The sequence below is a fragment of the Agrococcus citreus genome (assembly GCF_039527715.1).
Classification (GTDB): Bacteria; Actinomycetota; Actinomycetes; order Actinomycetales; family Microbacteriaceae; genus Agrococcus; species Agrococcus citreus.
Genome location: NZ_BAAAKK010000004.1, coordinates 262678 through 286329 on the forward strand (window position 1 = coordinate 262678; position 23652 = coordinate 286329).

Below are 23652 nucleotides of genomic sequence, written 5' to 3' on the forward strand. Positions count from 1 at the left end.
TCCTGGGCGGCCGCGCGATCCCCTACCCCGGCGCCCGCCAGGCGCAGAAGCAGAAGGAGCCCGAGATGCAGCTCGGCGTCATCGCAGACGACTACACCGGAGCGACCGATCTCGCGGGCATGCTCGCCAGGCTGGGGCTCAGCGCTGTGCAGCACCTCGGTGTGCCCGACGAGCCCGACACGAGCGGCGCGGATGTTGTCGTCGTCGCGCTGAAGTCGCGGAGCATCCCCGCCTCGGATGCGGTGGCGCAGTCCGTCGCGGCCGCTCGGTGGCTGCTGGAGCAGGGCGCGCCGCAGCTGTTCTTCAAGTACTGCTCCACCTTCGACTCGACCGACCGCGGCAACATCGGCCCCGTCGCCGTCGCGCTCGCCGATCTCGTCGATGCCGAGTCCGTCGTCTTCGCCCCGTCGGTGCCCGAGAACGGCCGCACCGTCTACCGCTCCCACCTCTTCGTGCACGACCAGCTGCTCTCCGAGTCCCCGCTCCGCGACCACCCGATCAACCCGATGCGCGACGCCGATCTGCGTCGAGTGCTGCGCGCGCAGGTCGACGAGCCGGTCGCCGCAGTGCACCTCGACGTCGTCGCTCAGGGTGCGACCGCGGTGCGCGATGCGCTCACAGCCGCGGCGGATGCTGGCACACGCTTCGTCATCGCGGACGCCGTCGACGACGCCGACCTCGTCACCTGGGGAGCAGCGCTCACCGACGCGAGGCTCGTCACCGGTGGCGCGGGGCTTGCCGTCGGCATGGCTCGCGCATCCCTGCTGACGGCGGATGCCGCGTCGCGCGCCTTCACCGTCCCCGCGGGCCCCGCTGCCGTACTCTCGGGCTCCTGCTCCGCGGCGACGCGACGGCAGGTCGCGCACCATCGAGACTCGCACCCGTCGTTCGAGCTCGACGTGCGCGCGCTTGCCGAGGGCGACGTCCCGATCGACGAGGCGATCGCGTTCCTCCGGTCGCACGTCGATGAGCGACCGCTCGTGTACTCGTCGAGCGACCCCGACGTCGTCGCGCAGATCCAGGCCGACCTCGGCGTCGACGCATCCGCCGCCCTCGTCGAGCGCGCATTCGGCCGCATCGCGGCGGCCGCCGTCGACGCAGGCGTCCGTCAGATCGTGGTCGCGGGGGGCGAGACGAGCGGGGCCGTCGTCAACGGCCTCGGCGTGCGCTCCCTCGCGATCGGCCCGGAGGTCGATCCCGGTGTGCCGTGGACTTCGAGCGGCGGCGAGGTGCCCGTCGCGCTGCTCCTCAAGTCGGGCAACTTCGGCCAGGACGACATCTTCACCCGCGCCCTCGACACCGCACCGATCGGAGACACCCGATGACCGCCGTCGCGAACGACCTCGTCCACTACGGGCAGCGCCTCGACCGGCTCGGCATGTGCCCCGGCACGAGCGGCAACATCAGCGCCCGCATCGACGACCGCATCCTCGTCTCTCCCACCGGGGCGCTGCTCGGAGCGCTCGACGCCGACCACTTGAGCGTCATCGACCTCGAGGGCCGTCACCTCGACGGGCCGAGGCCGACCAAGGAGGCGGTGCTGCACGCGGCCGTCTACCGGGTTCGTGCGGAGGCGAGCGCCATCGTGCACCTCCACTCCCCGTGGGCGCTCGCTGCCTCCTGCCTCGACGATCTGCCCCGTGATGACGCGCTCCCCGCCTACACGCCGTACTACGCGATGCGCGTCGGTGTCCTCCCCCGAGTGCCCTACGTCGCGCCGGGGCAGCCGGGTCTCGCAGACGCCTGCGCTGCCGGCTTCGAACCGGATGCGCGAGCGCGCGGTGTGCTGCTCGATCGCCATGGACTGGTGACTGTCGGCAGCTCGGTGGGTGATGCGACCGCGATCGCCGAGGAGCTCGAGCTCGCGGCGCGCATGCACTTCCTGCTCGACGGCCGGGCCGTCACACCGCTGACCGAGGCTGAGCGGGCTCTGCTCGCCTGATCGCAGCGCCGACTGGTGGGAGCCGGCTGAGCAACGCCCGTCCCGGTGACCTGGTCAGACCGCGAGCGGCTCGCCGCAGTCTCGGCAGGTCGCAGCGACGGGCACGACCATGAAGCAGTTCGGGCAGGTCGTCTCGCGCATGACCGCTGCGGGCGGCGGAGGGGGCGTGGCGGCCGCACGGGTGCGGGCCGGTCGGGTGGCCGGCCGGGTCTGCCGAGTAGGGATCGACGCGAGCACCGTCGGCGTGCCCCCATCGGCCGGCATCGTGGCACCGAAGGAGCGGTAGCACTCGAGGCGGTCCTCTGCGGCGACGCGTTCGCGAGTGCGGACGTCGGTGCCGGCGGGAACGTCGGGGTGGCCGTCCTCGACCAGTCGCTCGGCAGTCACGCTCAACGAGGTCAGCCGCGGCTCGCCGCGCTGCTCCGCGTCCGCCGCCACTGCGCTCAGCACTCGGCCGATCCACTCACCCACGGGCTGCCTGGTGGTGATGCCGGTCCTCGCCTGGATGCGATCGCTCAGCTCGTCGTGGCTGATCCAGGCGCCGTACTCGCCGGCGACGTCGATGAGCACCGCGCGAGCGGCAGGACACCACTGGCGAATCGCGTCGGACTGCGAGACGTACTTGCCGTTCGCGAGCTCTGGCATGGTCCTCCTCGATCGATGACCATCAACCGTATCGACGATCGCGCCCGCCACACGCGGGTCGGAGCGCGCTCGACGGCTCTGCGGCCCGACCGGTCGCCTGCCCGGCAGATCAGCGGATCACGCCATCCCCGACATACCCGACCACCTCGCGGCTCTCGAGCATCGGAATGATCTGCATCTTCCCGATCGACGCGAAGTGGGCGCTCTCGCGGTGCACGGTGAACGCATCCACGTCGTCGTAGATCTCGACGACCGTGAAGACGTTGGGCCGCTCGAGGTCGCGGGCGATGGAGTAGGAGCGGTTGCCCTCCTCCTGGCGGCTCTCGGCGGCGAGCGCCGGCAGCAGCTGCGCAACGCGGTCGGCCGTCTCGGGCTTGGCGGTGTAGGTCGCGATGACGACGTAGTGCTCGTTCTGCTCAGCCATGTCAGCACGGTAGCGCGGGCGCCCGCCTCGGATCCGAGTGCGGGCGCCCGCGCCGTGCCGAACCGAGTCCTAGTCGCGCGCCGTCTCCCCCATCGTCGGCGCCTGCGTCTCGAACGCCGCGTGCGTGGCGTGCGTGCGGTAGTCGGTGTACATGTACGGGTTGTCGAGCACCTTCGTCTCGGGGATCTCGGGGTTCATGCCCGCCGCCCACTGCTCCTCGCCGAGCGTCGACCGCAGGTGCTCGACGGTGTCCTCGAGCTTCGCGCGCAGCGGTGCGAGGTCGACGCCGACGAGCTTGCCGTCGTACTTCTTCGCGTCGCCGTTGACGAGCACGGTGTGCACGTCGCCGCGGCTCGCCTGCATCGCGATGTGGCCGTAGACGTTCACGAGCGGGAACATCGTCGGCGAGTGGTCGTTCTTGAGCAGCACGACGTCGGCGAGGCGGCCCTTCTCAAGGGCGCCGAGCTCGGAGTCGCGGCCGATCGCCTTCGCGCCGCCGCGCGTCGCCCACTCGACGACGTGCTGCGAGCGCAGCCGCGAGTGCGTCACCGTCTCGCCGAGCTCGTGCGCGCTCAGGTGCTCCCACGAGCGGTCGGCGCCGAGCGTCGTGCGCATCGCCGAGAACAGGTCGGCGCTGAACCACACGCTCGTGTCGACCGAGAGGGAGACGGGGATGTCGTGCTCGCGCAGGGCGTGCGAGGGCGGGTAGCCCTGGCCGCAGCTCTGCTCGCTCTCGGTCGAGAGCGAGACGATGCCGCCGGTCGCCGCGATGCGCTGGTACGAGTCCTGGCTGAGCGTCGCCGCGTGCACGTAGACGGTGCCCGGCTCCATGTACCCGTGCTCGTGCATGAGGCGCACGCCGTCGTCGTTCGTCGCGCCCCACACGCCGGCGTGTGTCGTGACGCGCACGTCGAGCTCGCGCGCCACCTCGAAGGCTGCCTTCTCGGGGAAGGCCGGGTCGCCGGTGACGTCGAAGGCGAGCTGCACGCCCGCGAGCCGCGGGTCGCGGATGGCCGCCTCGACCGTGCGGCGGTAGGCGGGGTCGGCCGTCCACTCCCACGGGCCGGCGAAGATGTTGCCGAAGCCCATCACGTAGCGGCCGGGCGACGAGACGAGCGCGTCGATCGCGGCCTCCGCGTGCTCGATGGTCTGGAGCCCGTGCGACCAGTCGACGGTCGTGGTGATGCCCGACTCGATCGCGTCGAGCGTGCTGAGCGCGTTGCCGGCCCAGTAGTCCTGCGGCCGGAAGGCGCGGCCGTGCTCGAGGTAGTACCAGACGAAGTACTGCGTGAGCGTCCAGTCGGAGCCGTACGCGCGCATCGCCGTCTGCCACATGTGGCGGTGCGAGTCGATCATGCCGGGCATGACGATGCCGCCCGCCGCGTCGATCTCGAAGGTGCCGTCGGGCACGGTGAGCGACGGCCCGATCTCGGCGATGCGCCCGTCGACGACGAGCACGTCGGCCTTGTCGTGCACGGTGTGGGCGTCGTCCATCGTGACGACCGTGCCGTTGCGGAAGACGATCGGGCGGCCGGGCTCGGGCGCCTCCGTCGGTCGGGGCGCTGCCCCTGTGGTGTCGGTCATCGCGTGCTCCTCGTCGAGTCTGCGTGGTTGATCTGCGTGGTGATGCGGGTGGTGGATGCGCGAGTCAGCACTCGACGCCGGGATAGTCCTTCCCGAGCCAGTGCTCGAGCTTCTTCGCGTACTCGCGCTGGAACGCGAGCGGCCCGCTGCGGGCCATGTAGTCCTCCTCGTAGACGCCGATGAAGATCGTCAGCGTGAGGAAGAAGTGCGCGCCCATCTCGAAGAGCTGCACGTAGTCGTGCTCGACGAGCGCGAGCCGCTCGGCCGGCTCGAGGTGCAGCCACGTGGTGCGCTCGACGCGCTGCCCCTGCGAGCCGAGGTACGGCATGTAGTCGGCCTCCCAGCGGGCGACGAGCGCCTCCGGGTCGGCCTTGTAGGCGGCGAGCATCTCGGGGTCGCGGTCGACCTGGAAGAGGAACTTGTTGAGGGCGTACCTGCTCATGCCGACACCGCCTCGCGCGACTCGGCCGACGCATCCGCCGCCGCCGCCTGCTCGCGCGGGTCGCCGTTCGGGTACCAAGTCATGTACATCTCACGCGTGTGATAGAGGTCGAGGTCGTCGACGTAGGCGGCCTTCTCGGGCCCCGCGATGCCGAGCATGAGGATGAGGTCGAGGAACCCGGGCGTCGCGTTGCCCGACTTCACCATCGACTCCCACGTGACGTTCTCGAGGATCGCCTCGATGTCGCCGGTCGCGAGCCACTCGATCGCCTGCAGGTCCCACTCGGGGTCGGGACCGTGCTCGCCGAACATGCGCGGGCCACCGAGCTCGAGCGAGAGGTGCCCCGAGCCGATCGCGGCGACGCGCTGGTCGCCGGGCCACGCGTCGATGACCTCGCGGATGGCTCGGCCTAGGTCGTAGAAGCGCTTCGGGCTGGGCAGCGGCGGAGCGAAGATGTTCGTGTAGATCGGCACGACCGGCAGGTCGGCCTGCGGCCGCGTCGTGATGATGGGGCAGATGATCGAGTGGTCGATCTTCAGCTCGCTCGAGACCGAGAAGTCGAAGCCGCGGTCGAGCAGCCCCTGCAGCATGTAGCTCGAGAACTCGACGTGCCCCTCGAGCTCGTACGTCGGCATGCTGAACTCGCGCACCTCGTTGTAGAAGGTCGCGTCGTAGCGCGGCTGCCTGCCGATCAGGAAGGTCGGGTAGTTGTCGTAGAAGAACTGGTGGAAGTGGTCGGAGCCGACCATCACGAGGATGTCGGGCTCGGCCGCCGTGAACGTCTCGCGGTAGGCCTCGACCTTGGCCTTCCACTCCGCCGCCTGCGGCATCTGCTCCTCGACCGGGGTGAGCTCGGTCGCCTTGTAGAAGAAGGGGTGGTGCGTCGTCGCGAGCACCGCACTCAGATGGGCCATGGGTTCTCTCCTTCGAGCGTCAGGCCTGGCTCGGCGCGGACGCCGGCGGCACGTATCGGGCGTTGCGGTCGACCTCCATGTAGATGGAGGGGCCGACGGGATCCTGCTGCTCCTCGGCGAGGTGGCCGATGAGCCCGGCGGTGCGGGCCAGCAGGGCGAAGCCGCGCAGCAGCCCGATGGGCAGCCCGGCGTCGGCGAGGGATGCGCCGGCGACCCCGGCGCCGTTGAGCGGCAGCGTGCGGCCGAGCACCTCGGCGTGCACGCGGCCGATCGCCTCGAAGAGCGACAGGTGCGGGCCGAAGACCTCCGCCTCGCGGGCGATGCGGAACATCACGGGCGTGCGCGGGTCGCCGTTCTTGTGGACGGGGTGGCCGAGGCCGGGCACCTTGCGCCCGCTCGCCTTCGCCGCGCTCACCGCGTCGCGCGCGACCGCGTCCCAGCGCTCGTCGTCCCACTCGGCGGTGTCGCCGAGGCCGGCGACGATCTCGTGCAGGAAGACGCCGGTGTCCTCGGTGACGCCGAGGAACCTCGAGCCGCCGCCGAGCAGCCCGGCCGCGATCGCGCCCTGGATCGACTCGGGCGCCGAGTAGTAGGTCATGCGCGCGGCGATCGCCGTGGGCGTGTAGCCGTGGTCGGCGAGCGAGACCAGCGCGGCCTCGAACACGCGCAGCTGACCGGCGGTCGGCCGGCGCTTCGTGGCGAGCCAGTAGGCGAGCTCGCCGAAGCTCACGGTGCCGAGCACCTCGGAGGCGAGGTCGAGCCCGAGCAGCTCGATCGTCTCGCTCGTGGAGGTGCCGATCCCGGTCGGGTAGGAGCGCTCGTCGGTCATCGGTCGTCTTCCTCTCGCTCGCGCAGCCACGCACGCACCTCGTCGCTCTGCTCGCCCAGGGTGGGCGGCGGCATCCGGTACTGCGGCTTGGAGCGCGAGAACGTGATGGCGTTGCGGATCATCGGCACAGCACGGTCGCCCTCGCCGACGGTGATGATGGGGTCGAGCCCGAGCTTCTCGGCGAGGCGCACGCCGCCGTCGATCGTCTGGATGGGCCCGCACGCGATGCCGGCCGCGGTGAGCCGCTCGAACCACTCGTCGATCGTGCCCTGCTGCAGGGCCTCGACGAGCAGCGGCCGCAGCTCGGCGCGGTTGTGGTTGCGCGCATCCGTCGTCGTGAAGCGCTCGTCGTCGCCGACCTCGGGGATGCCGAGGGTCTCGACGAGCGCCGTGAACTGCCGGTCGGTCGCGGCGACGATGATGATGTCGCCGTCCTTCGCGGGCAGCGGCTCGTAGGGGAAGAGGCTCGGATGCGCGTTGCCCATCCGGTAGGGCACGGTGCCGCCCGCGACGTAGGTCGACGAGTGGTTCGCCATGCCGGCGAGCGCGGTGGAGAGCAGGTTGACCTCGACGTGCTGGCCCTCGCCGGTCGCGTCGCGGTGGCGGAGGGCGGTGAGGATGCCGATGACCGACTGCAGGCCGCTCATGATGTCGAAGACCGAGACGCCCGAGCGGTAGGCGGGGCCGTCGGCGTCGCCCGTGAGGCTCATGAGGCCCGACATCGCCTGCACGATGAGGTCGTAGCCGGGCAGCCCCGCGCCGCCAGCGCTGCCGAAGCCGCTGATCGACGCGTAGACCACCGACGGGTTCGTCGCCGCGACGCTGTCGTAGTCGAGGCCGAACTTCTCGAGCCCGCCGGGCTTGAAGTTCTCGATCACGATGTCGGCGCGGCGCGCGAGCTCCTGCGCGAGCGCGCGGTCGTCGTCGTCGCGGAAGTCGAGCACGACGTCGCGCTTGTTGCGGTTGATGCCCAGGTAGTAGGTGGAGACGCCGTCGCGCTCCGGCGGCCGCCATCCGCGGGTCTCGTCGCCGACCGGCGCCTCGACCTTGATGACGTCGGCGCCGAAGTCGCCGAGGATCTGCGTGGCGAAGGGGCCAGCGAGCACTCGGGAGAAGTCTGCGACCAGCAGGCCTGCGAGGGGACCGGTGGTGACCTCTCCCAGCACGGCGCGAGCCTGCTCGGGGATGGGGGCGCTCATGCCGCGACCCTACGCTTGTCGATCATCGTGCTGGAGTCGACGAAGAGCATGAGCACCGCGCCCACGACCGAGACGCCGACGATCTGCAGGAGTCCTGCGCCCGACCATCCGATGCCGCCCACGAGCGCGCCGAAGGCGGTGCCCGAGAACGCCGCGGCGACGTAGTACGTCAGGACGAAGACGCCCTGGCCGCGGCCGACGCTCTCGGGGCGCACCGATCGCTGCAGCGCGGTGGAGAAGTTCGTGAAGAGGCCGCCGGACGCGAACGCGCCGATGAGGAACGAGAGCACGTACTGCGCCACGGGTGCGGTGGCGATCGTGTACATCGGGAGCGCGACGAGCGCGGTGCCGGCGAAGCTCACCATGAGCACCCACTTCTGCGGGTAGCGGTCGCCGAACCAGCCGAACAGCAGCGCGAGCATCGCGCCGAGGCCGCCCATCGCGACCGCGAGGCTCGACTGGCCCGGGTCGAAGCCGAGGTTCTCGACGAGGTAGGTCGGGTAGAGCCCGAGGTAGCCGTAGAACACGGTGCCGGCGAGCGCGGCGCCGATGCCGAAGACGATGACGTTGCGGTTGACGATCGCGGTGGGCATGTAGTCGAAGGCACGCAGCTCGAGCGCGCCCGTGCGGCCGGCCTCCGCCTCGGACATCTCGCGCTTCACGAAGACGGCGATGAGGATGACCATCACGATGCCGAGTGCGGCGAACAGCAGGAACGGGGCGCGCCACGTGCCCCACTCGGTGGCGAACGGCACGCCGACGAGCGGGCCGAGGAAGATGCCGGCGCCGAACGCGACGCCGACGAACCCGGCGGCGAACGCGCGGCGGTGGAAGAAGTAGGCGCCGATGATCGCGTAGAGCGCCGTGGCCTGCACGCCCTCGCCGAGCCCCGAGAGGAGGCGGTAGAGCGCCATGTCGACGAAGCCGGTCGAGAGGGCGACGAGGCCCGTGCCGACCGAGAAGACGATGACGCTCACCATCATGACCGTCTTGCGCGACCAGCGATCGACGAGGAAGCCGGCGGTGAAGCCCGCGATCGCGAGGCCGAGCGTGAAGCTCGTGGCCAGGAAGCCCGACTCGGTGAGCGAGAAGCCGAGCTCCTCGCGGATCTGCGGCAGCAGCGGGTAGAAGACCTGGCGGTCCATCGCGTTGAGCATCCACGATGCGCACAGCACCGCGAAGCCGACGGCGACGAGCACCGGAGTGACCTGCTTCGCCTTGGGTACGACCCCTCGCGGTGCTTCGACGGTGCCAGTCATGCGCGTTCTCCCTTGAACGGTGTCCGTGTAGCGGACAGATGCCCGCTGTGCGGTCGTCCACTGAGGGGTCACGCTAGCGGGCACGCTCGCGCGTGTCAACGTGGCGCTCCCGGGCCCTACCGGCGGCCGTGCGTCGCAGGCTCCGGGCAACGCGAAGCGCCGCGCCAACGTCGATCGGACGCGTGGGCGCGCGCGGAGCGGCCTACACCGAGGCGGCGGGGATGCGCGCGCGGAGCGCGTAGTCGACGCTGAGGTCGGATGCGGTGCGGAGCAGGTGCGGGAGGTGCTCCTCGGTGAGCCGCTCGATGGAGGTCTCAGCCGCGTGGGCGTTGACGTTGAGGGCGGCGAAGACCGAGCCGTCCTCGCTGCGGATCGGCGCGGCGATCGAGCGGATGGCCGGCGCGAGCTGCTGGTCGGACATCGCCCAGCCCTGCGCCCGCACCGTCGCAAGCACGTCGTCGAGCTCGGCGCGCGACGGCGTCCAGACGGGGGCGATGCCCGAGCGGGAGGGCTCCTCGAGCACGGCGGTGACGACGTCGGCATCCGCGTAGGCGAGCAGCACCTTGCCGAGCGACGTCTGCGCGGCCGGGAACCGCGTGCCGACCGCGACCGACAGGGTCACGAGCTTCGGCACCGCGACGCGCGCGACGTAGACCACGTCGGCGCCGTCGAGCTGCGCGATCGACGACGACTCCCCCGTGCGCTCGACGAGCTGCCGCAGCCGCGGCATCGCGTTCGCCCAGAACTCCGAGCCGGTGAAGTAGGCGACGCCCAGCTCGAGCACACGCGGCGTGAGCTCGAAGCGGCCGCCGTCGGTGACGACGTAGCCGATCTGCTGCAGGGTGATGAGGATGCGGCGGGCGGTCGGGCGCGCGAGCCCGGTGCGCTGCGCGACCTCGGCGAGCGTGAGCGACGGCGCACCCTCGAAGCTGCGGACGACGTCGAAGCCGCGGGCGATCGCCTCGACGAAGTCGGGGCTCGTTCTCTCGCGCATCCGCGTGCCTTCCCTCCGGCCCCGCTGACTGCCCGGGGACGCCCAGTGTAATCGGCGCTCGCGCGAGCGCTTGGTTGACCGAAGCGCCAGACGCGATTACTGTGCGGACAACTGTACGCATGCCGGTTGGTCGGCGGAGGCAGTGAGCTGGAGGCTGCGATGGAGATCGATCTCGGACTGCTCGTGCTGCGGCTCGCGCTCGCCGCGCTGCTGGCCGGCCACGCGACGCAGAAGCTCTTCGGCTGGTTCCGCGGCCGCGGCATCCAGGGCACCGGCAAGCTCTTCGAGGCCGACGGCCTGCGACCCGGCGCGGTGATGGTGACCTTCGCCGGTCTCTCGGAGCTCGCCGCCGCCGGGCTGCTCGCGCTGGGCCTCGCGACGCCGCTCGCGAGCGCCATGGTGATCGGCGCGATGCTCGCCGCCATCTCGACGCTGTGGCCGAAGGGCCTGTGGGCGCACCTCGGCGGCTTCGAGGTGCCGCTGACGTACGCGATCATCGCGTTCGTGCTCGCCTGCACCGGCCCCGGCGCGATCGCGGTCGACGCGCTGCTCCCGTGGCAGCTGCACGGACCCGTCTGGGCGCTCGGCGCCGCGGTGCTCGGCGTGCTGTCCGCGGCACCGCTGCTCGCCATGGTCGTGCGGCACCGGCGCGCGACCCGCGAGGGGAGCCAGCCGGCCGCTGGCTAGGCTGGCGCGGTGCCGCTCCCGTCGCCCCTCACGCTCGCCGGCAGCGCGTCGACCTGGGGACCGCTCGACTGGTGGCGGCTCGAGATGCACGCGCTGCGACCCACCTCGGCCGCCGCGGAGGTCGCGGTCATCTCGCCGAAGGCAGTCTGGTCGAAGGCCGGCAAGGGCCCGGTGCCGTGGCTCGGCTGCCTGCTCGTGCCGCTCTTCATCACATCCTTCGTCACGCCGCTCATCGGCGCCCTGCTCATGGTGGCTGCGGTGGTCGAGGACGACGGTTTCGACTGGGCGCTCGCCGCCGCGGGCTGGCTCACGCTCGTGAGCGCCGCCGTGACCGTCTACGGCGAGTGGCAGGAGCGGCGGCAGCCGCGCGCGCTCACGACCGGCACCGTGCTCATCATCGCCGGGTTCCACCTGCTCCCGGGCGTCGTCACGCTGGGCATCGGCCTGCTCGTCGCGCTGCCCACCATCGAGGGCCCGGCGGGCTGGTGGCTGCTCGTGGTCGTGGCCGACCTCGCAATCCACATCGCCATGCTCGTGCGCGGCCGCTCGCGCCGCGGCGGGCCGCAGCATGAGATCGACAACCTGCAGCGCGCCGTTGCCGAGCTGCCGGCGGACGTCGCCACGACGGTCACCGCCGAGCGCCGAGCGGCGATCGACCTGCTCGTCGAGCGCGGCCTCGTCGACGGCGAGACCGCCGAGCGCGCGAAGGCGGCACCGCTCGGACTGCTGGGCCCGACGATGGCGCCGGCGCTCATGCCGGAGCACATCCGTGCGTCGGTGGAACGGCACGACTGATCGCGAGCGCCGTCGTCGCGCGCCGTGTCACCCGCGCTCCGTAGGCTCGAGCTGCTCGAGGAGGCGACGATGATCCTGGAAGACCGCGCGGTGCTGCTCACCGCGAGCGACCTGACCCGCGCCAGCGCGTGCGAGTGGCAGGTGCTGACCGCGCTCGACGCGCGCCTCGGCCGTCGCGAACCGGTGCCCGACGAGGGCGACGCGATGCTCGAGCGCACCGCGATGCTCGGCGATCGCCATGAGGAGGCACTGCTCGCCGAGCTGCGCGCCCGCACCGATGTGGTCGAGATCCCCAAGGGCCTCGACGCCGAGGGCCGCTCGCTCGCGGTCGCACTGACGCAGCAGGCCGTCGACGCCCGTGCCGGCGCGATCTTCCAGGCCGCCTTCGAGGGCGAGCGCTTCTTCGGCTACGCGGACTTCGTCGAGCTCGACGAAGAGGGCCGCTACGTCGTCTCTGACGCCAAGCTCGCCCGCCGCGCGAAGGTGACGGCGCTGCTGCAGCTCGCCGCCTACGCGCGGGCGCTGCGCACGATGGGCGTGCCGGTCGCCGACGAGGTGCGGCTGCTGCTCGGCGACGGCACGGTGAGCGTGCACGAGCTGCGCGACATCGAGCCGGTGCTGCTCGAGCGGCGCGCTCGGCTCGAGCGGATCGTCGACGAGCGGCTCGCGGCCGACGCCGCCATCCCCTGGGGCACCGACGGCATCCTCGCGTGCGGCCAGTGCGCGGCGTGCGCCGAGCAGATCGCCCTGCACGACGACGTCTTCCAGGTGGCAGGCATCCGCAAGCAGCAGCGCGACCGGCTGCGCGCGGTCGGCATCGAGACGATGGCGCAGCTGGCGGATGCGTCGGAGGGCCCGAAGGGCATGGCGGCGGCGACGTTCGCGGCGCTGCAGCGGCAGGCGAGGTCGCAGATGCGCTCGCGCGACGCATCTGCGCCGACCGTCGACGTCGTCGACGACGCCGCGATCCGGGCGCTGCCCTCGCCGTCGCCCGGCGACCTCTTCTTCGACTTCGAGGGCGACCCGCTCTGGCAGCACGGCGACCACTGGGGCATCGACTACCTCTTCGGCGTGCGCGACGCCGCGGGCGAGTTCGCGGGCTTCTGGGCGCACTCGCTCGCCGAGGAGAAGCAGGCGCTCATCGACTTCCTCGCCTACGTCGACGAGCGGCGGCAGCGGCATCCCGACCTGCACATCTACCACTACGCCTCGTACGAGCGCACGCACCTGCTGAGCCTCGCCGCGCGCCACGGCGTCGGCGAGGAGCAGATCGACGACCTGCTGCGCGCCGGCGTGCTCGTCGACCTCTACCCGGTGGTGAAGCGCTCGCTCGTGATCGGCAGCGCGAGCTACTCGCTCAAGAAGCTCGAGCCGCTCTACATGCCCGGATCGCGGATGGGCGAGGTCACGAACGCGGGCGACTCGATCGTGTGGTTCCAGCAGGCCACCGAGCTGCGGGAGGCGGGCGATGAGGAGGCGGCTGCCGCGCTCTTCGCGCAGATCGAGGAGTACAACGCGTACGACGTCGAGTCGACGCATCGACTGCGTGACTGGCTGCTCGAGCTCGTGGCCGCGCCTGCCGCGAGCCCTGCTGGTGACGGCGCCGTGCCGCCGAAGGAGGTCTCGGCCGAGCGCGCCGAGGTCGTCGCAGCGCGCGAGGCGCTCGTCGAGCGGCTGCTGGCGCCAGCGGGCGACGATCCCGCGCAGCGCACGCCCGACCAGCTGGCGCTCGCGCTCGCCGCGGCCGCGGTCGGCTACCACGCGCGCGAGCGCAAGACGTTCTGGTGGGAGCACTTCTCGCGGCTCGATGACCCGCTCGACGACTGGCGCGACCAGCGCGACGTCATCACGGTCGACGAGGTGCTCGAGGTAGGGCCGTGGGAGCAGGCGAAGCAGAGCCTGGTGCGCCGCGTGCGCTTCCGCGGCACCGTCGGGCCCGGCACTCGGCTCTCCGACGAGACGACGCAGCAGTTCGCCGTCTACGAACCGCCGCACGTGCCCGGCGACGACCCGAACGCGTGGCGCTCGACGCATGCGAAGACGACGCTCACGCAGGCGGAGGACGTGTTCGAGCTGGTCGAGAGCGCCGGCCGCCACACCACCGCGATCCCGTGGGAGGCGACGCCCATCGCGCTCGCGCCGGCACAGCCGCCGAACAGCGGGCCGCTCGAGCAGTCGATCGAGCGCTGGGCGGGGGCGGTCGCCGACTCGCTCGCGGCCGACGGTGAGCTCGCTGCGGCGCTCCCCGACGACGCCTCGCTCGACGTGCTGCGTCGCCGTGCGCCCGCGCGCCTGGCCGCGGTCGAGGGCGACGGCACGACCGACGCGATCGTGTGCTCGCTCGCCGAGCTCGACGCATCCTTCGTCGCCGTGCAGGGTCCGCCCGGCACGGGCAAGACCTACACGGGTGCGCGCGTGATCGCCGCGCTCGTGCGGCGCGGCTGGCGGATCGGCGTGGTCGCGCAGTCGCACGCGACGGTCGAGCACATGCTCGACGGCGTCGTGAAGGCGGGCGTGCCGGCCGAGCGCGTGTTGAAGAAGCTGCGCGAGGGCGACAAGGGCGAGCACCCGTGGACCGCGGCGAAGGACGCATCGGAGGCGCTCGGCAGCGAACCCGGCGTCATGGGCGGAACGGCGTGGGCGTTCGCCGGGCACGCGAACAAGGGCTTCCCGCCGCTCGACCTGCTCGTGATCGACGAGGCGGGGCAGTTCTCGCTCGCCAACACGATCGCGGCCGGGGGCGCAGCGCGACGGCTGCTGCTGATCGGCGACCCGCAGCAGCTGCCGCAGGTGAGCCAGGGCACGCATCCCGCGCCCGTCGACGGCTCGGCGCTCGGCTGGCTGTGCGACGGGGAGGCGGTCATCCCCGAGCGCTTCGGCTACTTCCTCGGTACGTCGTGGCGGATGCATCCGGCGCTCTGCGAGGCGGTCTCCGACCTCGCGTACGACGGCCGGCTCGGCGCGCACGGCTCCGAGCGGAGGCTCGTCGGCGTCGACCCGGGGCTCGAGCCGGTCGCCGTGCGGCACGCGGGCAACACGACCTCATCGGCCGAGGAGGCGGATGCGGTGGTCGCCATCGTGCAGGGCCTCGTCGGCCGCGAGTGGCACGACGGCACGGCCGCGCGGCCGCTCACGGCGGGCGATGTGATCGTCGTCGCGCCGTACAACGCCCAGGTGGGGCTGCTGCACGATCGGCTCGCGGCGGCCGGCTTCGATGCGGCGTCGGTCGGGACCGTCGACCGCTTCCAGGGGCGGGAGGCGGCGATCGTGATCGTGTCGATGGCGGCGTCGAGCGCGGTCGACGTGCCGCGCGGCATCGAGTTCCTGCTGTCGGTGAATCGCCTCAACGTGGCGATCTCGCGGGGGCAGTGGCGGGCGTACCTCGTGCACTCCCCCGGGCTGCGCGCGCACCTGCCGCCGACGCCCGAGGGCGTGGCGCAGCTGAGCGCGTTCCTGCGGCTGCTGGGGTGACACGCCGCACCCTGGTGACGCATGGGCGCCTCTGTGAGACTCGAAGGGCGCGCCGGGGCGCGACCGACTCGGTCGTGACGCTCCGGCGCCACCGACGAGAGGAAGCACCATGACCGTGAAGCTCGAGGACGCCCGCCGCATCATCGCCGCCGCCGAGGCGAAGGCCGACGAGATCGGCCAGCCCATGAACATCGCCGTCGTCGACGCGGGCGGCAACCTCGTCGCGCATGTGCGGCAGGACGGCGCCTGGATCGGCAGCGTGGACATCTCGATCAGCAAGGCGTGGACGTCGCGCGCCTTCGACATCACCACGAAGGACCTCGGCGACAACGCGCAGCCGACGCAGCAGTTCTTCGGCATCCACACGACCAACGGCGGCAAGGTCGCGATCTTCGCCGGCGGCATCCCGCTCTCGCGCGACGGCGTCGTCGTCGGCGCCGTGGGCGTCAGCGGCGGATCGGGCGAGCAGGACCACTCGGTGGCCGAAGCGGGCGCCGCGGCGTTCTGAGCGACCTCAGGTGAGCCGTTGGCCCGGCTGACCTCGGCAGATGTTCGCCGGAGCGGGCTGCCGGCTGCATCGTGCAGTCGGCGTGCCGCTCCGGCGAACAGATTCTGAGCCGAGCCTCGTGCGTCGGACTTGCTCGACCGGTGTCTCCACGCAAGGCTGGCCCTGTACCCCGAGCCCGAGGAGGCAGCGATGACCGACGAGCGCCGCAGCGAGGCCGACGAGAACCTCGCGACCTACCTCAACGAGCACCTGCTCGCGTCGGAGGGCGGGGTGCAGGCGTTCAAGGCCGCCGCGCACACGTTCGAGGGCACGAAGCACGAGGCGGCGCTGCTGGCGCTCTCCGACGAGATCGAGCGAGACCGGCGGGACCTCGCGAAGATCATCCAGCAGCTCGACTTCCGGCCGAAGGGCTGGAAGCGCGTCCTGACGCTCGCCCTGCGCGCCGGCGGCCGCGCGAACCCGGTCAACCTCCTGCGACAGCGCCGGAGCTCGCTCGCGCAGTTCGAGCTCGACTTCCTCACCGGTGCCGTACGCGCGAAGCGCTCGATGTGGGATGCGCTGCTCGAGCTCGCGGAGGACGACCCGCGCCAGGATCGCAAGCTGCTGCTCTCGCTCCAGCTGCGCGCCGACCAGCAGATCGCCGAGCTGCAGCGCATCAACCGCGAGACCGTGCGCGAGCGCTTCCTGTCTCGAGAGGCGTGAGCAGCCGAGCGGATCGGCTCGCGAGTCCTCACGTCGGCGTCAGCGCCGCCGCTGTCGCCCTCATGGCCGCGGTGCTCGTCGGCTGCAGTCCGGCGGGCGCGACACCGCCTGCGGCGTCTCGCGCGTCACCGTCGTCCACCGCGACACCCGCGCAGACCACGCCCGCGGCGCAGCCCGCCGAGTCCCCCGCCGCGTCGCCGTCGATCACGCCGCCCGCATCCGAGCTCCAGGAAGCCGCTCTCGGCCTCCCGCTCATCGACGACTCGGCACAGACGCCCCAGTATCGCCGTGACGACTTCGGTGACGGGTGGGTCGACGTCGACCGGAACGGCTGCTCGACGCGGCAGGACGTGCTGCTGCGCGATCTGGTCGCCGAGACCTTGGCCGAGGACGGCTGCACGGTGCTGACCGGCACACTGGCCGTCGATCCGTACACCGGCGCGACCATCGCGTTCACCCACGACCGCGTCGGCGGCGACAGCCAGGCGGTGCAGATCGACCACATCATCAGCCTCTCTGCCGCGCACCGCGGCGGCGCGTGGACCTGGACCTACGACGAGCGCGTGGCGTTCGCCAACGATCCCGAGACCCTGCTCGCCGTCGACGGTCCCACGAATGCGGCGAAGAGCGACCGCGGTCCGGCCGACTGGATGCCTGAGGACCCCGCCTCCTGGTGCGACTACGCCGCCGACTCCACGACCATCGCTCGCGACTACAGCCTGGCCGTCTCGGCCGCCGACCGGCAGATGCTCGTCGACGTGCTCACCGCGTGCGCGTGAGGGACATCACCCCGCGCCCTGAGGAGGTGGCGCCTCAGCGCGCCATGACGGTCCTGACGATCTCCTTCGCCCACTCCGCCGCGCGCTGCAGCTCGCCGTCGAGCAGCGGACCCGCGTAGTCGTGCACGCGGAACGTCTTCTGCTTCGCCACGATGTCGAAGCCGAGGCTGTGCAGCTCCTGCTTCGCGGCACGCGCCGCCGAGCCAGGCAGTCTGGGCCGGTCGACGCGGGTGTCGAACGTGGCCGCCCGCGTGCCGTGCGGCGCGTGCTCGAGCGCCGCCAGCCACTCCCGGATGCCGCGCGCCGGCGCCCAGGGCGCGCCGTGCTGCGAGACCGCGTTCCCCCGGGTGGACGGGCGCGACATCGAGAACGCGTGCGTCGGTCCGCCGACGAGCACCAGGTCGAAGCCGTCGACGTTGGTCGGCGCCGCATCCGCATCGACCACGTCGACGGACATCGCGGTCTGCAGCTGCTCGGCGATGGCTCGCGCGACGCCTTCGGTGTTGCCCCACAGCGATTCGTAGACGATCAATGCGCGCATGCGTGCCTCCAGGGCCGTTGCTCGTGAGCGTATGCCCGTGGGGTCGCGTCCGCGCTACCCGATCTGCGGCGGAGCCACGCGCGGCGCCGCAGGCTGCGCTCTGCGCGCGATCTCCGCGGCGACGATCCACTCGACGATGAGGCCGACGTAGCCGGTCAACCAGGCGACGGCCGCGACCCACCCGATCGTCTCGGAGAGCGCGTGCGCCGCCGACGGGCTCGTGGGCGAGCCGAGCATGATCGTCAGGGTCGACTGCACCGACTCGCGGGTGTCGCCGCCGTCGACGAGCGTGAGGCCCAGCACCACGATGCCGATCGAGGTGAGCAGCGCCCAGATGATCGACCGGGTGCGGCGGGCGCCGACGCGCATCGCTCCCCGGCTGCGCAGCATGCCGCGCGCGACCGCGATGATCAGCACCGCGTAGCCGGGGATCCACACGAGGAAGCCCCACACGATGACGATGAGCATGAGCCACCCGAACGACGGCAGCTTGGCGAGCACCGCCACGATCGGCGCCACGATCGTGACGATGCCGACGACGATCATGAGCGGGTCGGATGCGCGGGGTCGCGGGCTGTCGAGCGGTGGCGGCGCGGAGGTCATGGGAAGAGCATGGCCCCCACGCGTGGGGAACGCACCGGCGCGATCGCGGTGCGTCGCCGCACCGCTTGCTCTCCTCAGGTTGGCGCGGGAGGGTTGCGGTGCACCCGCACCACCCGACGTTCCAGCTAGGAGGCCGCATGACCACCGCCGTCATCGTCGGCGCCGGCCCGAACGGGCTCACCGCCGCAGCGGTGCTCGCTCGCGCGGGCCTCGACGTGACCGTGCTCGAACGGCTGCCGTACGTGGGCGGCGCGAGCTCGTCGCGCCCCGCTTTCGGCGACCAGGCGGTCATCGACCCCGGCGCCTCCGGGCACCCGTTCGGCATCACGAGCCTCGCGTTCCGCGCGCTGGGTCTCGAGCAGCACGGCCTCGAGTGGCTGCACGCGGAGGTGCCGATGGCCCATCCGCTGCCCGGCGGTCGTGCCGCGATCCTCCACCGCGACGCCGAGCAGACGGCGCGCGAGCTCGGCGTCGACGCGCGCGCGTGGCTCGCGCTCCACAAGCCGGCGACCGACGACCCCAACGGCACGGCCGAGAGCATCCTCGGGCCGCTCGTGCGCATCCCGAAGGATCCGGTGCTGCTCGCGCGCTTCGGGCTCCGCGGCGCGTGGCCGGCGACGCTGCTCGCGCGCACGGTCTTCCGCTCGGGAGCCGCGCAGGCGCTCTTCGCCGGCTCGGTCACGCACGCGACCCTGCCGCTCGGGCTGCCGCTCACGAGCGCGTTCGGCATCGCCTTCGGCGGCGTCGGTCACAGTGCCGGCTGGCCGTTCGCGAAAGGCGGCTCCCAGTCGATCGCGGATGCGCTGCGTCGCGTCGCCGAGGCGGCCGGCGCCCGCATCGAGACGGGTGTCGACGTCACCGATCTGCGCGATCTGCCACCTGCCGACCTGATCCTGCTCGACGTGACCCCGCATCAGCTCGCGCGCATGGCCGGCGACCGGCTGACCGGGCGCTACGCGAAGCGGATGCGCTCGTGGAAGTACGGGCCGGCGGTCTCGAAGCTCGACCTGCTCCTCGACGGACCGATCCCGTGGGCCGATCCGCGCGCCGAGGGCGCCGGCACCGTGCACGTCGGCGGTCCGCTCGCCGAGGTCGTCGAGGCGGAGCACGCCGTCGCGGTGGGCCGCATGCCCGAGAAGCCCTTCGTGCTGCTCACGCAGCCGACCGCCGCCGACCCGGATCGGGCGCCGGCCGGCAAGCATCTCGTGTGGGCGTACGCGCACGTGCCGCACGGGTGGCCGGGCGACGCATCCGACATCATCGAGTCGCGCATCGAGGAGTACGCGCCGGGCTTCCGCGACCGCGTGCTCGAGCGGCAGTCGATGCCGCCCGCCGCGCTCGAGCTGTGGAACCCCAACCTCGTCGGCGGCTCGATCGGCGGCGGCACGCTCGCCGGCACCCAGCAGCTGCTGCGGCCCGTGCTCGCGCACCCCTACCGGGTGCCGATGCCCGGGCGGGTGTTCCTGTGCTCCTCGTCGACGCCGCCGGGCGGCGGCGTGCACGGCATGAGCGGTTGGCACGCGGCGCACGCGGCGCTCAAGGAGATCGGCGTGCACGAGGGCTGAGCCGTCGTGGCTCCGGGGCGCGCAAAGGATGTGCGCCGCCGCTCAGGGCAGCAGCACCGTGATCAGCGTCACGTCGACGTCGTCCCAGAGCCGCCCGAGCGCGCTCTGCTCGTTCGCGAGGCCGATCGGGTGCACCTCGACGCTCGTCGTGCCGTCGCTCAGCGTGGTCGTGTCGTAGCCGTCGGCCGGCTCCGTGCTCGCCGACCAGCCCTGCGCTTCGAGCCCCTCGACGACGGCGGGTCCGGTGCCGGGCGCGTCGAACCAGGTCATCACGACCGTCCGCCGCCCGTCGTCCTGCAGGTGCGAGATGCCGCAGGTCGCCACCGTCGGCAGCAGCATGTCGATCGCCTCGTAGACCTGCACCTGATCATCGATGCGGCCGCGCTCCGGCTGCTCTGCCGAGAAGGCGTCGAGCAGGCCGCTCTCGCACGATGCGAGCAGCCTCCGCTCCTCGTCCGCCGCCGTCGTGTCGGCATCCGCCCCCGCGTCGGCCGCGCTCGTCGGCTCGACGACCGGCTGGGTCGAGATGGCGGGGTCGGATGCCGCGCCGGCGTCGGGCCCGGATCCCCCGCCGCACCCCGCGAGCGCCAGCGCCGTCGCGAGCGCGGCTGCCACCGCGAACGTGCTCGTTCTCGTGCGTCTGCGCATGGGGCACCTCCGTCGGGGATCGACGCTCGGATGCCCGAAGCGTATGTCGCGGGCCACCGCTCCGCTGCGGGTCTCGGGCGATCTGTTGCAGAACTTGAGCGGGCGGCCAGCCGGCGGCTGCCCCTTGCCTCCGCCGCTCGCGCGCGCGACGCTGGCCGGGTGAGCACCCTCGAGGCGAGGGCGCCACAAGCCGAGGGGCGAGGTGAGGCATGGACTGGACGGGCCTGATCGCCTGGTTCGACGCCCCGCACGCCGAGCTCGCGCGGCAGGTGCTGCAGCGCGGCACCGCGGCGATCTTCGCGGTCGCGTTCCTCTCCACCTTCATGCAGTTCCCGGCGCTGCTGGGCGAGCGCGGGCTCTCCCCCGCGCCGCGCTACATCGCGGCCGGCGGGCTCGAGGGCCAGCCCAGCATCTTCCGGTGGCACTACTCCGACCGGTTCCTGCGCATCCTCTGCCTGGCCTGCATCGTCATCGCGCTCACCCTCGTGACCGGGTTCCTGCAGTCGGGGCCGCCGTGGGCGCCGATGCTCGCGTTCCTCGCGCTGTGGATCGTCTACCTGTCGATCCTGCCGATCGGCCAGGTCTTCTACGGCTTCGGCTGGGAGCTGCTGCTGTGCGAGGTCGGGTTCCTCATGGCGTTCCTGGGCTCGGACGATCACGCGCCGCCGACCCTCGCGCTGCTGCTCGTCGTGTGGCTCGTCTTCCGGCTCGAGTTCGGCGCCGGGATGATCAAGCTGCGCGGCGGCCGCGAGTGGCGCGACCTGACCGCGTTGACGTTCCACCACGAGACGCAGCCGATGCCCGGCCCGCTCAGTCGCCTCGCGCACCTCGCGCCGCTCTGGTGGCACAAGGCCGAGGTGCTCGGCAACCACGTCGCGCAGCTCGTCGCCCCGTGGGTGCTGCTCGTCTGCGCGGTGGGCGCGATCGGCGCCGTGGACCGGCCGGCCGGCGCGGTGACCGCGGTGCTCGGCGCGATCGCGACGGCTGCAGCCGCCGTGATGATCCTCACGCAGGGCTGGCTCGTGCTCACCGGCAACTTCGCGTGGCTCAACTGGATCACCATCGTCGTCGCCTTCGCCGCCGTCGACGACCGCGCGGTGGCCTGGCTCGTGCCAGCCTGGCCCACCGACCACGCCTACGAGCCCACGCCGATCTGGTTCAGCATCCTCGTCGGTCTCGTCTTCTTGAGCTACATGTGGCTGTCGATCCCGTCGGCGCGCAACCTCGCCTCGAAGCGGCAGCTCATGAACGCGTCGTTCAACCGGCTGCGGCTCGCGAACGCGTACGGCGCGTTCGGCACGGTCACGAAGCGGCGCGACGAGATCGTCATCGAGGGGTCGATGGCGGATGCGCCGGCTGACGACGACTGGGTCGAGTACGGGTTCAAGGGAAAGCCGGGCGACGTCCGGCGAGTGCCGGGCTGGTTCGCGCCGTACCACCTGCGGCTCGACTGGCTGATGTGGTTCCTGGCGCTCGGGCAGTACGGCAGCTGGTTCCGGGTGCTGCTCCAGCGGCTGCTCGAGGCCGACCGCCCGACGCTTCGCCTGCTGGGGCACGACCCGTTCGACGGCGAGCGGCCGCGGTGGGTGCGAGCGCGCGTCTACCGCTACCGCTTCGCGACGCGCGCCGAGAAGCGGGCGACCGGGCAGGTGTGGATGCGCGAGGACCGCGGGCTGTTCGTCGCACCGATGCGCGGTGGCGGCTGAGCCCGCCGGTCCCGCACCACGCAAGCCTGAGCCGCCGATCCAGCGGTGAGCAGCCGGCCGACTCGGGGTGGCAGCAGCCGTCCGTGGATCGGGCTTGCGTTGTGCGAGCACCGCGGCGCATCCGGAGGTCGCGAAGCCCGTGCCGCGAGCTCGTGTCAGTGGGTCGACCTACGTTGCAGATAAGGCCGAGGGGATCTCAACTTTCGGCCCGTTCCTCGCTCGCTGGCTCCCCAGGCCGGAGGGCATCCCTTGCATCGAGAGAGACTCCATGTCCAACCTTCCCCCGCAGGGCTACGGCGGTTCGCCGCAGCCTCCCGCCGCGCAGTTCAGCGCACCGACCTACGCGCCCGCACCCGGCTACGCGCCCGCACCCGGCTACGCCCCCGCCTCGCCGTTCGGCGGACAGCAGGCTCCGCTGAAGAGCTTCCTCGTCACGTGGCTGCTCGCGCTGCTGCTCGGTGCGCTGGGTGCCGACCGCTTCTACCTCGGCAAGATCGGCACCGGCATCGCGAAGCTGCTGACGCTCGGCGGCTTCGGCGTTTGGTGGCTCATCGATCTCATCATCACGCTGGCCGGCAGCCGCACGGACAGCCAGCGCCGCCCGCTCGACGGCTTCGAGCACCACAAGAAGATCGCGTGGATCGTCACCGCCGCTTGGGTCGTGCTGGGCATGATCCTCGGGGCGGTGAACGGCGCGACGGCGGCCACCCGCATCCCCGCAGCGGCGCCGGCAGCCCCGACTCTGGTCGCTCCCGTCGCGCAGCCGACGTCGGCAGCCGCGGCGGCGCCGGAGGCTGAGGCGACGGAAAGCGCCGAGCCCGTCGTGGAGACAGCCGCGCCCGTCGAAGAGGCCGCCCCGGCGCCTGTCGTTCCCTCCGCTGCGCCCGCACCGTACGGCAGCCCGTACCCCGCGGCGCAACAGCAGTTCCTCGACCGCATCCAGCAGGCATCCGATCAGTACGACGCGGCGACGACGGACCTGCAGCGCGATCAGGTGCTCGTCTCGCGCAACGCCGACCTCTGTGGGATCACGGGTGGTGCGATGCAGAACTGGGTCGGGCGGATCACGATGATCGGCTCGACCGGCGACGGCAACGCCTACGTCGACATCGAGATCGCCGACAACGTCGTCGTGAGCACCTGGAACAACGAGTTCTCCGACATCGGCGATGACACGCTCATCCCTGCCAACTCGGAGCTCTTCAACCAGCTGCTCGCCATGCCCGAGGACTCGCTCGTCGAGTTCAACGGCGCTTTCGAGCCGGCCGACGGTGTGTGCCTGAAGACCGACAACCTCACGACGATCTTCGACGTGCTGGATCCGAACTTCGTCAGCAGCTTCACCGCCATCGTCGTGAAGTAGGTCACCGCGCTCGGTGGGGTGGCGGCTTCAGCGCCTCCAGCCCACCGAGCCG

General features: G+C 72.0%; 23 protein-coding genes. 11 read left to right on the plus strand and 12 right to left on the minus strand.

The window, feature by feature from the left end; translation table 11 throughout:
- Together otnK and ABD106_RS08320 are read left to right on the plus strand one after the other, a co-directional pair.
- On the plus strand, positions 1-1325 hold a 1325-nt coding region (gene otnK, locus ABD106_RS08315; protein ID WP_343919270.1), incomplete at its 5' end, for a 3-oxo-tetronate kinase.
- Complete coding sequence (locus tag ABD106_RS08320; RefSeq protein WP_343919272.1) at positions 1322-1942, plus strand: class II aldolase/adducin family protein; 621 nt, start codon at positions 1322-1324, stop codon at positions 1940-1942. The genes otnK and ABD106_RS08320, both read left to right, overlap by 4 nt.
- Before the next feature lie 54 nt (positions 1943-1996).
- Here the strand turns inward: ABD106_RS08320 and ABD106_RS08325 are convergent, their stop codons facing one another.
- From ABD106_RS08325 to ABD106_RS08365, 9 genes are all read right to left on the minus strand, one after another.
- Positions 1997-2587, minus strand: a complete 591-nt coding sequence (locus ABD106_RS08325; RefSeq protein WP_343919274.1) for a hypothetical protein — start codon at positions 2585-2587, stop codon at positions 1997-1999.
- A 109-nt stretch (positions 2588-2696) separates the two neighbouring features.
- Positions 2697-3011, minus strand: coding sequence for a putative quinol monooxygenase (locus ABD106_RS08330; protein ID WP_343919276.1), 315 nt, complete (start codon positions 3009-3011; stop codon positions 2697-2699).
- Between the two features lie 69 nt (positions 3012-3080).
- Entirely contained in the window at positions 3081-4595 is a 1515-nt protein-coding gene (locus ABD106_RS08335) for an amidohydrolase family protein (RefSeq protein WP_343919278.1), read from the minus strand.
- 64 nt (positions 4596-4659) lie between these two features.
- Positions 4660-5037, minus strand: a complete 378-nt coding sequence (locus ABD106_RS08340; RefSeq protein ID WP_343919280.1) for a hypothetical protein — start codon at positions 5035-5037, stop codon at positions 4660-4662.
- On the minus strand, positions 5034-5951 hold the full coding sequence (locus tag ABD106_RS08345) for a DODA-type extradiol aromatic ring-opening family dioxygenase (RefSeq protein WP_343919281.1): 918 nt from the start codon (positions 5949-5951) through the stop codon (positions 5034-5036). The genes ABD106_RS08340 and ABD106_RS08345 overlap by 4 nt, the downstream gene beginning before the upstream one ends.
- 19 nt (positions 5952-5970) lie before the next feature.
- Positions 5971-6780: a citryl-CoA lyase gene (locus tag ABD106_RS08350; RefSeq protein ID WP_343919283.1), complete on the minus strand. Its 810-nt coding sequence runs from the start codon at positions 6778-6780 to the stop codon at positions 5971-5973.
- On the minus strand, positions 6777-7979 hold the full coding sequence (locus ABD106_RS08355; RefSeq protein WP_343919285.1) for a CaiB/BaiF CoA transferase family protein: 1203 nt from the start codon (positions 7977-7979) through the stop codon (positions 6777-6779). Before ABD106_RS08355 ends, ABD106_RS08350 begins: the two co-directional genes overlap by 4 nt.
- A complete protein-coding gene (locus ABD106_RS08360) occupies positions 7976-9238 on the minus strand; it encodes an MFS transporter (RefSeq protein WP_343919287.1) in 1263 nt (420 codons plus the stop codon). Before ABD106_RS08360 ends, ABD106_RS08355 begins: the two co-directional genes overlap by 4 nt.
- Positions 9239-9440: 202 nt before the next feature.
- Positions 9441-10232, minus strand: a complete 792-nt coding sequence (locus ABD106_RS08365) for an IclR family transcriptional regulator domain-containing protein (RefSeq protein ID WP_343919289.1) — start codon at positions 10230-10232, stop codon at positions 9441-9443.
- Positions 10233-10391: 159 nt separating this feature from the next.
- Between ABD106_RS08365 and ABD106_RS08370 the strand changes: the two genes are divergently transcribed.
- The 6 genes from ABD106_RS08370 to ABD106_RS08395 all read left to right on the plus strand — a co-directional run bounded on the left by ABD106_RS08370 (position 10392) and on the right by ABD106_RS08395 (position 17174).
- The gene (locus ABD106_RS08370) at positions 10392-10919 is read left to right on the plus strand and encodes a DoxX family protein (protein ID WP_343919291.1); all 528 of its coding nucleotides are present in this window, start codon (positions 10392-10394) and stop codon (positions 10917-10919) included.
- A gap of 9 nt (positions 10920-10928) precedes the next feature.
- Positions 10929-11714, plus strand: a complete 786-nt coding sequence (locus tag ABD106_RS08375) for a hypothetical protein (protein ID WP_343919293.1) — start codon at positions 10929-10931, stop codon at positions 11712-11714.
- Positions 11715-11783: 69 nt separating this feature from the next.
- Positions 11784-15185, plus strand: a complete 3402-nt coding sequence (locus tag ABD106_RS08380; RefSeq protein ID WP_343919295.1) for a TM0106 family RecB-like putative nuclease — start codon at positions 11784-11786, stop codon at positions 15183-15185.
- A gap of 109 nt (positions 15186-15294) precedes the next feature.
- Positions 15295-15693: a GlcG/HbpS family heme-binding protein gene (locus ABD106_RS08385; protein WP_343919297.1), complete on the plus strand. Its 399-nt coding sequence runs from the start codon at positions 15295-15297 to the stop codon at positions 15691-15693.
- A 189-nt stretch (positions 15694-15882) separates the two neighbouring features.
- Entirely contained in the window at positions 15883-16395 is a 513-nt protein-coding gene (locus tag ABD106_RS08390; RefSeq protein ID WP_343919299.1) for a hypothetical protein, read from the plus strand.
- The gene (locus tag ABD106_RS08395; RefSeq protein WP_343919301.1) at positions 16392-17174 is read left to right on the plus strand and encodes an HNH endonuclease family protein; all 783 of its coding nucleotides are present in this window, start codon (positions 16392-16394) and stop codon (positions 17172-17174) included. Before ABD106_RS08390 ends, ABD106_RS08395 begins: the two co-directional genes overlap by 4 nt.
- Before the next feature lie 34 nt (positions 17175-17208).
- Here ABD106_RS08395 and ABD106_RS08400 read toward each other — a convergent pair whose 3' ends face one another.
- Both ABD106_RS08400 and ABD106_RS08405 read right to left on the minus strand, forming a co-directional pair.
- Positions 17209-17715 carry a flavodoxin family protein gene (locus ABD106_RS08400; protein WP_343919303.1) on the minus strand — a complete coding sequence of 169 codons (507 nt, stop codon included), beginning with the start codon at positions 17713-17715 and terminating at the stop codon, positions 17209-17211.
- A gap of 54 nt (positions 17716-17769) precedes the next feature.
- Positions 17770-18318, minus strand: coding sequence for a hypothetical protein (locus ABD106_RS08405; protein WP_343919305.1), 549 nt, complete (start codon positions 18316-18318; stop codon positions 17770-17772).
- A gap of 137 nt (positions 18319-18455) precedes the next feature.
- On the opposite strand from ABD106_RS08405, the gene ABD106_RS08410 reads away from it, so the two are divergent.
- Positions 18456-19883 (plus strand): phytoene desaturase family protein, encoded by a 1428-nt coding sequence (locus ABD106_RS08410; RefSeq protein WP_343919307.1) that lies wholly within the window; start codon positions 18456-18458, stop codon positions 19881-19883.
- Between the two features lie 42 nt (positions 19884-19925).
- Here ABD106_RS08410 and ABD106_RS08415 read toward each other — a convergent pair whose 3' ends face one another.
- On the minus strand, positions 19926-20531 hold the full coding sequence (locus ABD106_RS08415) for a hypothetical protein (protein ID WP_343919309.1): 606 nt from the start codon (positions 20529-20531) through the stop codon (positions 19926-19928).
- A 209-nt stretch (positions 20532-20740) separates the two neighbouring features.
- On the opposite strand from ABD106_RS08415, the gene ABD106_RS08420 reads away from it, so the two are divergent.
- Entirely contained in the window at positions 20741-22237 is a 1497-nt protein-coding gene (locus tag ABD106_RS08420) for a lipase maturation factor family protein (protein ID WP_343919311.1), read from the plus strand.
- A gap of 268 nt (positions 22238-22505) precedes the next feature.
- Positions 22506-23600 (plus strand): TM2 domain-containing protein, encoded by a 1095-nt coding sequence (locus ABD106_RS08425; protein ID WP_343919313.1) that lies wholly within the window; start codon positions 22506-22508, stop codon positions 23598-23600.
- The last annotated feature ends 52 nt before the right edge of the window (positions 23601-23652 follow it).

Bases quoted from the DNA above. Each gene is read 5' to 3' on its own strand.
- ABD106_RS08360 (WP_343919287.1), bottom strand. From the start codon at position 9,238: ATGACTGGCACCGTCGAAGCACCGCGAGGGGTCGTACCCAAGGCGAAG.
- ABD106_RS08340 (WP_343919280.1), bottom strand. From the start codon at position 5,037: ATGAGCAGGTACGCCCTCAACAAGTTCCTCTTCCAGGTCGACCGCGAC.
- ABD106_RS08365 (WP_343919289.1), bottom strand. From the start codon at position 10,232: ATGCGCGAGAGAACGAGCCCCGACTTCGTCGAGGCGATCGCCCGCGGC.
- ABD106_RS08390 (WP_343919299.1), top strand. From the start codon at position 15,883: ATGACCGACGAGCGCCGCAGCGAGGCCGACGAGAACCTCGCGACCTAC.
- ABD106_RS08320 (WP_343919272.1), top strand. From the start codon at position 1,322: ATGACCGCCGTCGCGAACGACCTCGTCCACTACGGGCAGCGCCTCGAC.
- ABD106_RS08400 (WP_343919303.1), bottom strand. From the start codon at position 17,715: ATGCGCGCATTGATCGTCTACGAATCGCTGTGGGGCAACACCGAAGGC.
- ABD106_RS08380 (WP_343919295.1), top strand. From the start codon at position 11,784: ATGATCCTGGAAGACCGCGCGGTGCTGCTCACCGCGAGCGACCTGACC.
- ABD106_RS08405 (WP_343919305.1), bottom strand. From the start codon at position 18,318: ATGACCTCCGCGCCGCCACCGCTCGACAGCCCGCGACCCCGCGCATCC.
- ABD106_RS08385 (WP_343919297.1), top strand. From the start codon at position 15,295: ATGACCGTGAAGCTCGAGGACGCCCGCCGCATCATCGCCGCCGCCGAG.
- ABD106_RS08345 (WP_343919281.1), bottom strand. From the start codon at position 5,951: ATGGCCCATCTGAGTGCGGTGCTCGCGACGACGCACCACCCCTTCTTC.
- ABD106_RS08370 (WP_343919291.1), top strand. From the start codon at position 10,392: ATGGAGATCGATCTCGGACTGCTCGTGCTGCGGCTCGCGCTCGCCGCG.
- ABD106_RS08325 (WP_343919274.1), bottom strand. From the start codon at position 2,587: ATGCCAGAGCTCGCGAACGGCAAGTACGTCTCGCAGTCCGACGCGATT.
- ABD106_RS08420 (WP_343919311.1), top strand. From the start codon at position 20,741: ATGGACTGGACGGGCCTGATCGCCTGGTTCGACGCCCCGCACGCCGAG.
- ABD106_RS08410 (WP_343919307.1), top strand. From the start codon at position 18,456: ATGACCACCGCCGTCATCGTCGGCGCCGGCCCGAACGGGCTCACCGCC.
- ABD106_RS08425 (WP_343919313.1), top strand. From the start codon at position 22,506: ATGTCCAACCTTCCCCCGCAGGGCTACGGCGGTTCGCCGCAGCCTCCC.
- ABD106_RS08415 (WP_343919309.1), bottom strand. From the start codon at position 20,531: ATGCGCAGACGCACGAGAACGAGCACGTTCGCGGTGGCAGCCGCGCTC.
- ABD106_RS08355 (WP_343919285.1), bottom strand. From the start codon at position 7,979: ATGAGCGCCCCCATCCCCGAGCAGGCTCGCGCCGTGCTGGGAGAGGTC.
- ABD106_RS08335 (WP_343919278.1), bottom strand. From the start codon at position 4,595: ATGACCGACACCACAGGGGCAGCGCCCCGACCGACGGAGGCGCCCGAG.
- ABD106_RS08350 (WP_343919283.1), bottom strand. From the start codon at position 6,780: ATGACCGACGAGCGCTCCTACCCGACCGGGATCGGCACCTCCACGAGC.
- ABD106_RS08330 (WP_343919276.1), bottom strand. From the start codon at position 3,011: ATGGCTGAGCAGAACGAGCACTACGTCGTCATCGCGACCTACACCGCC.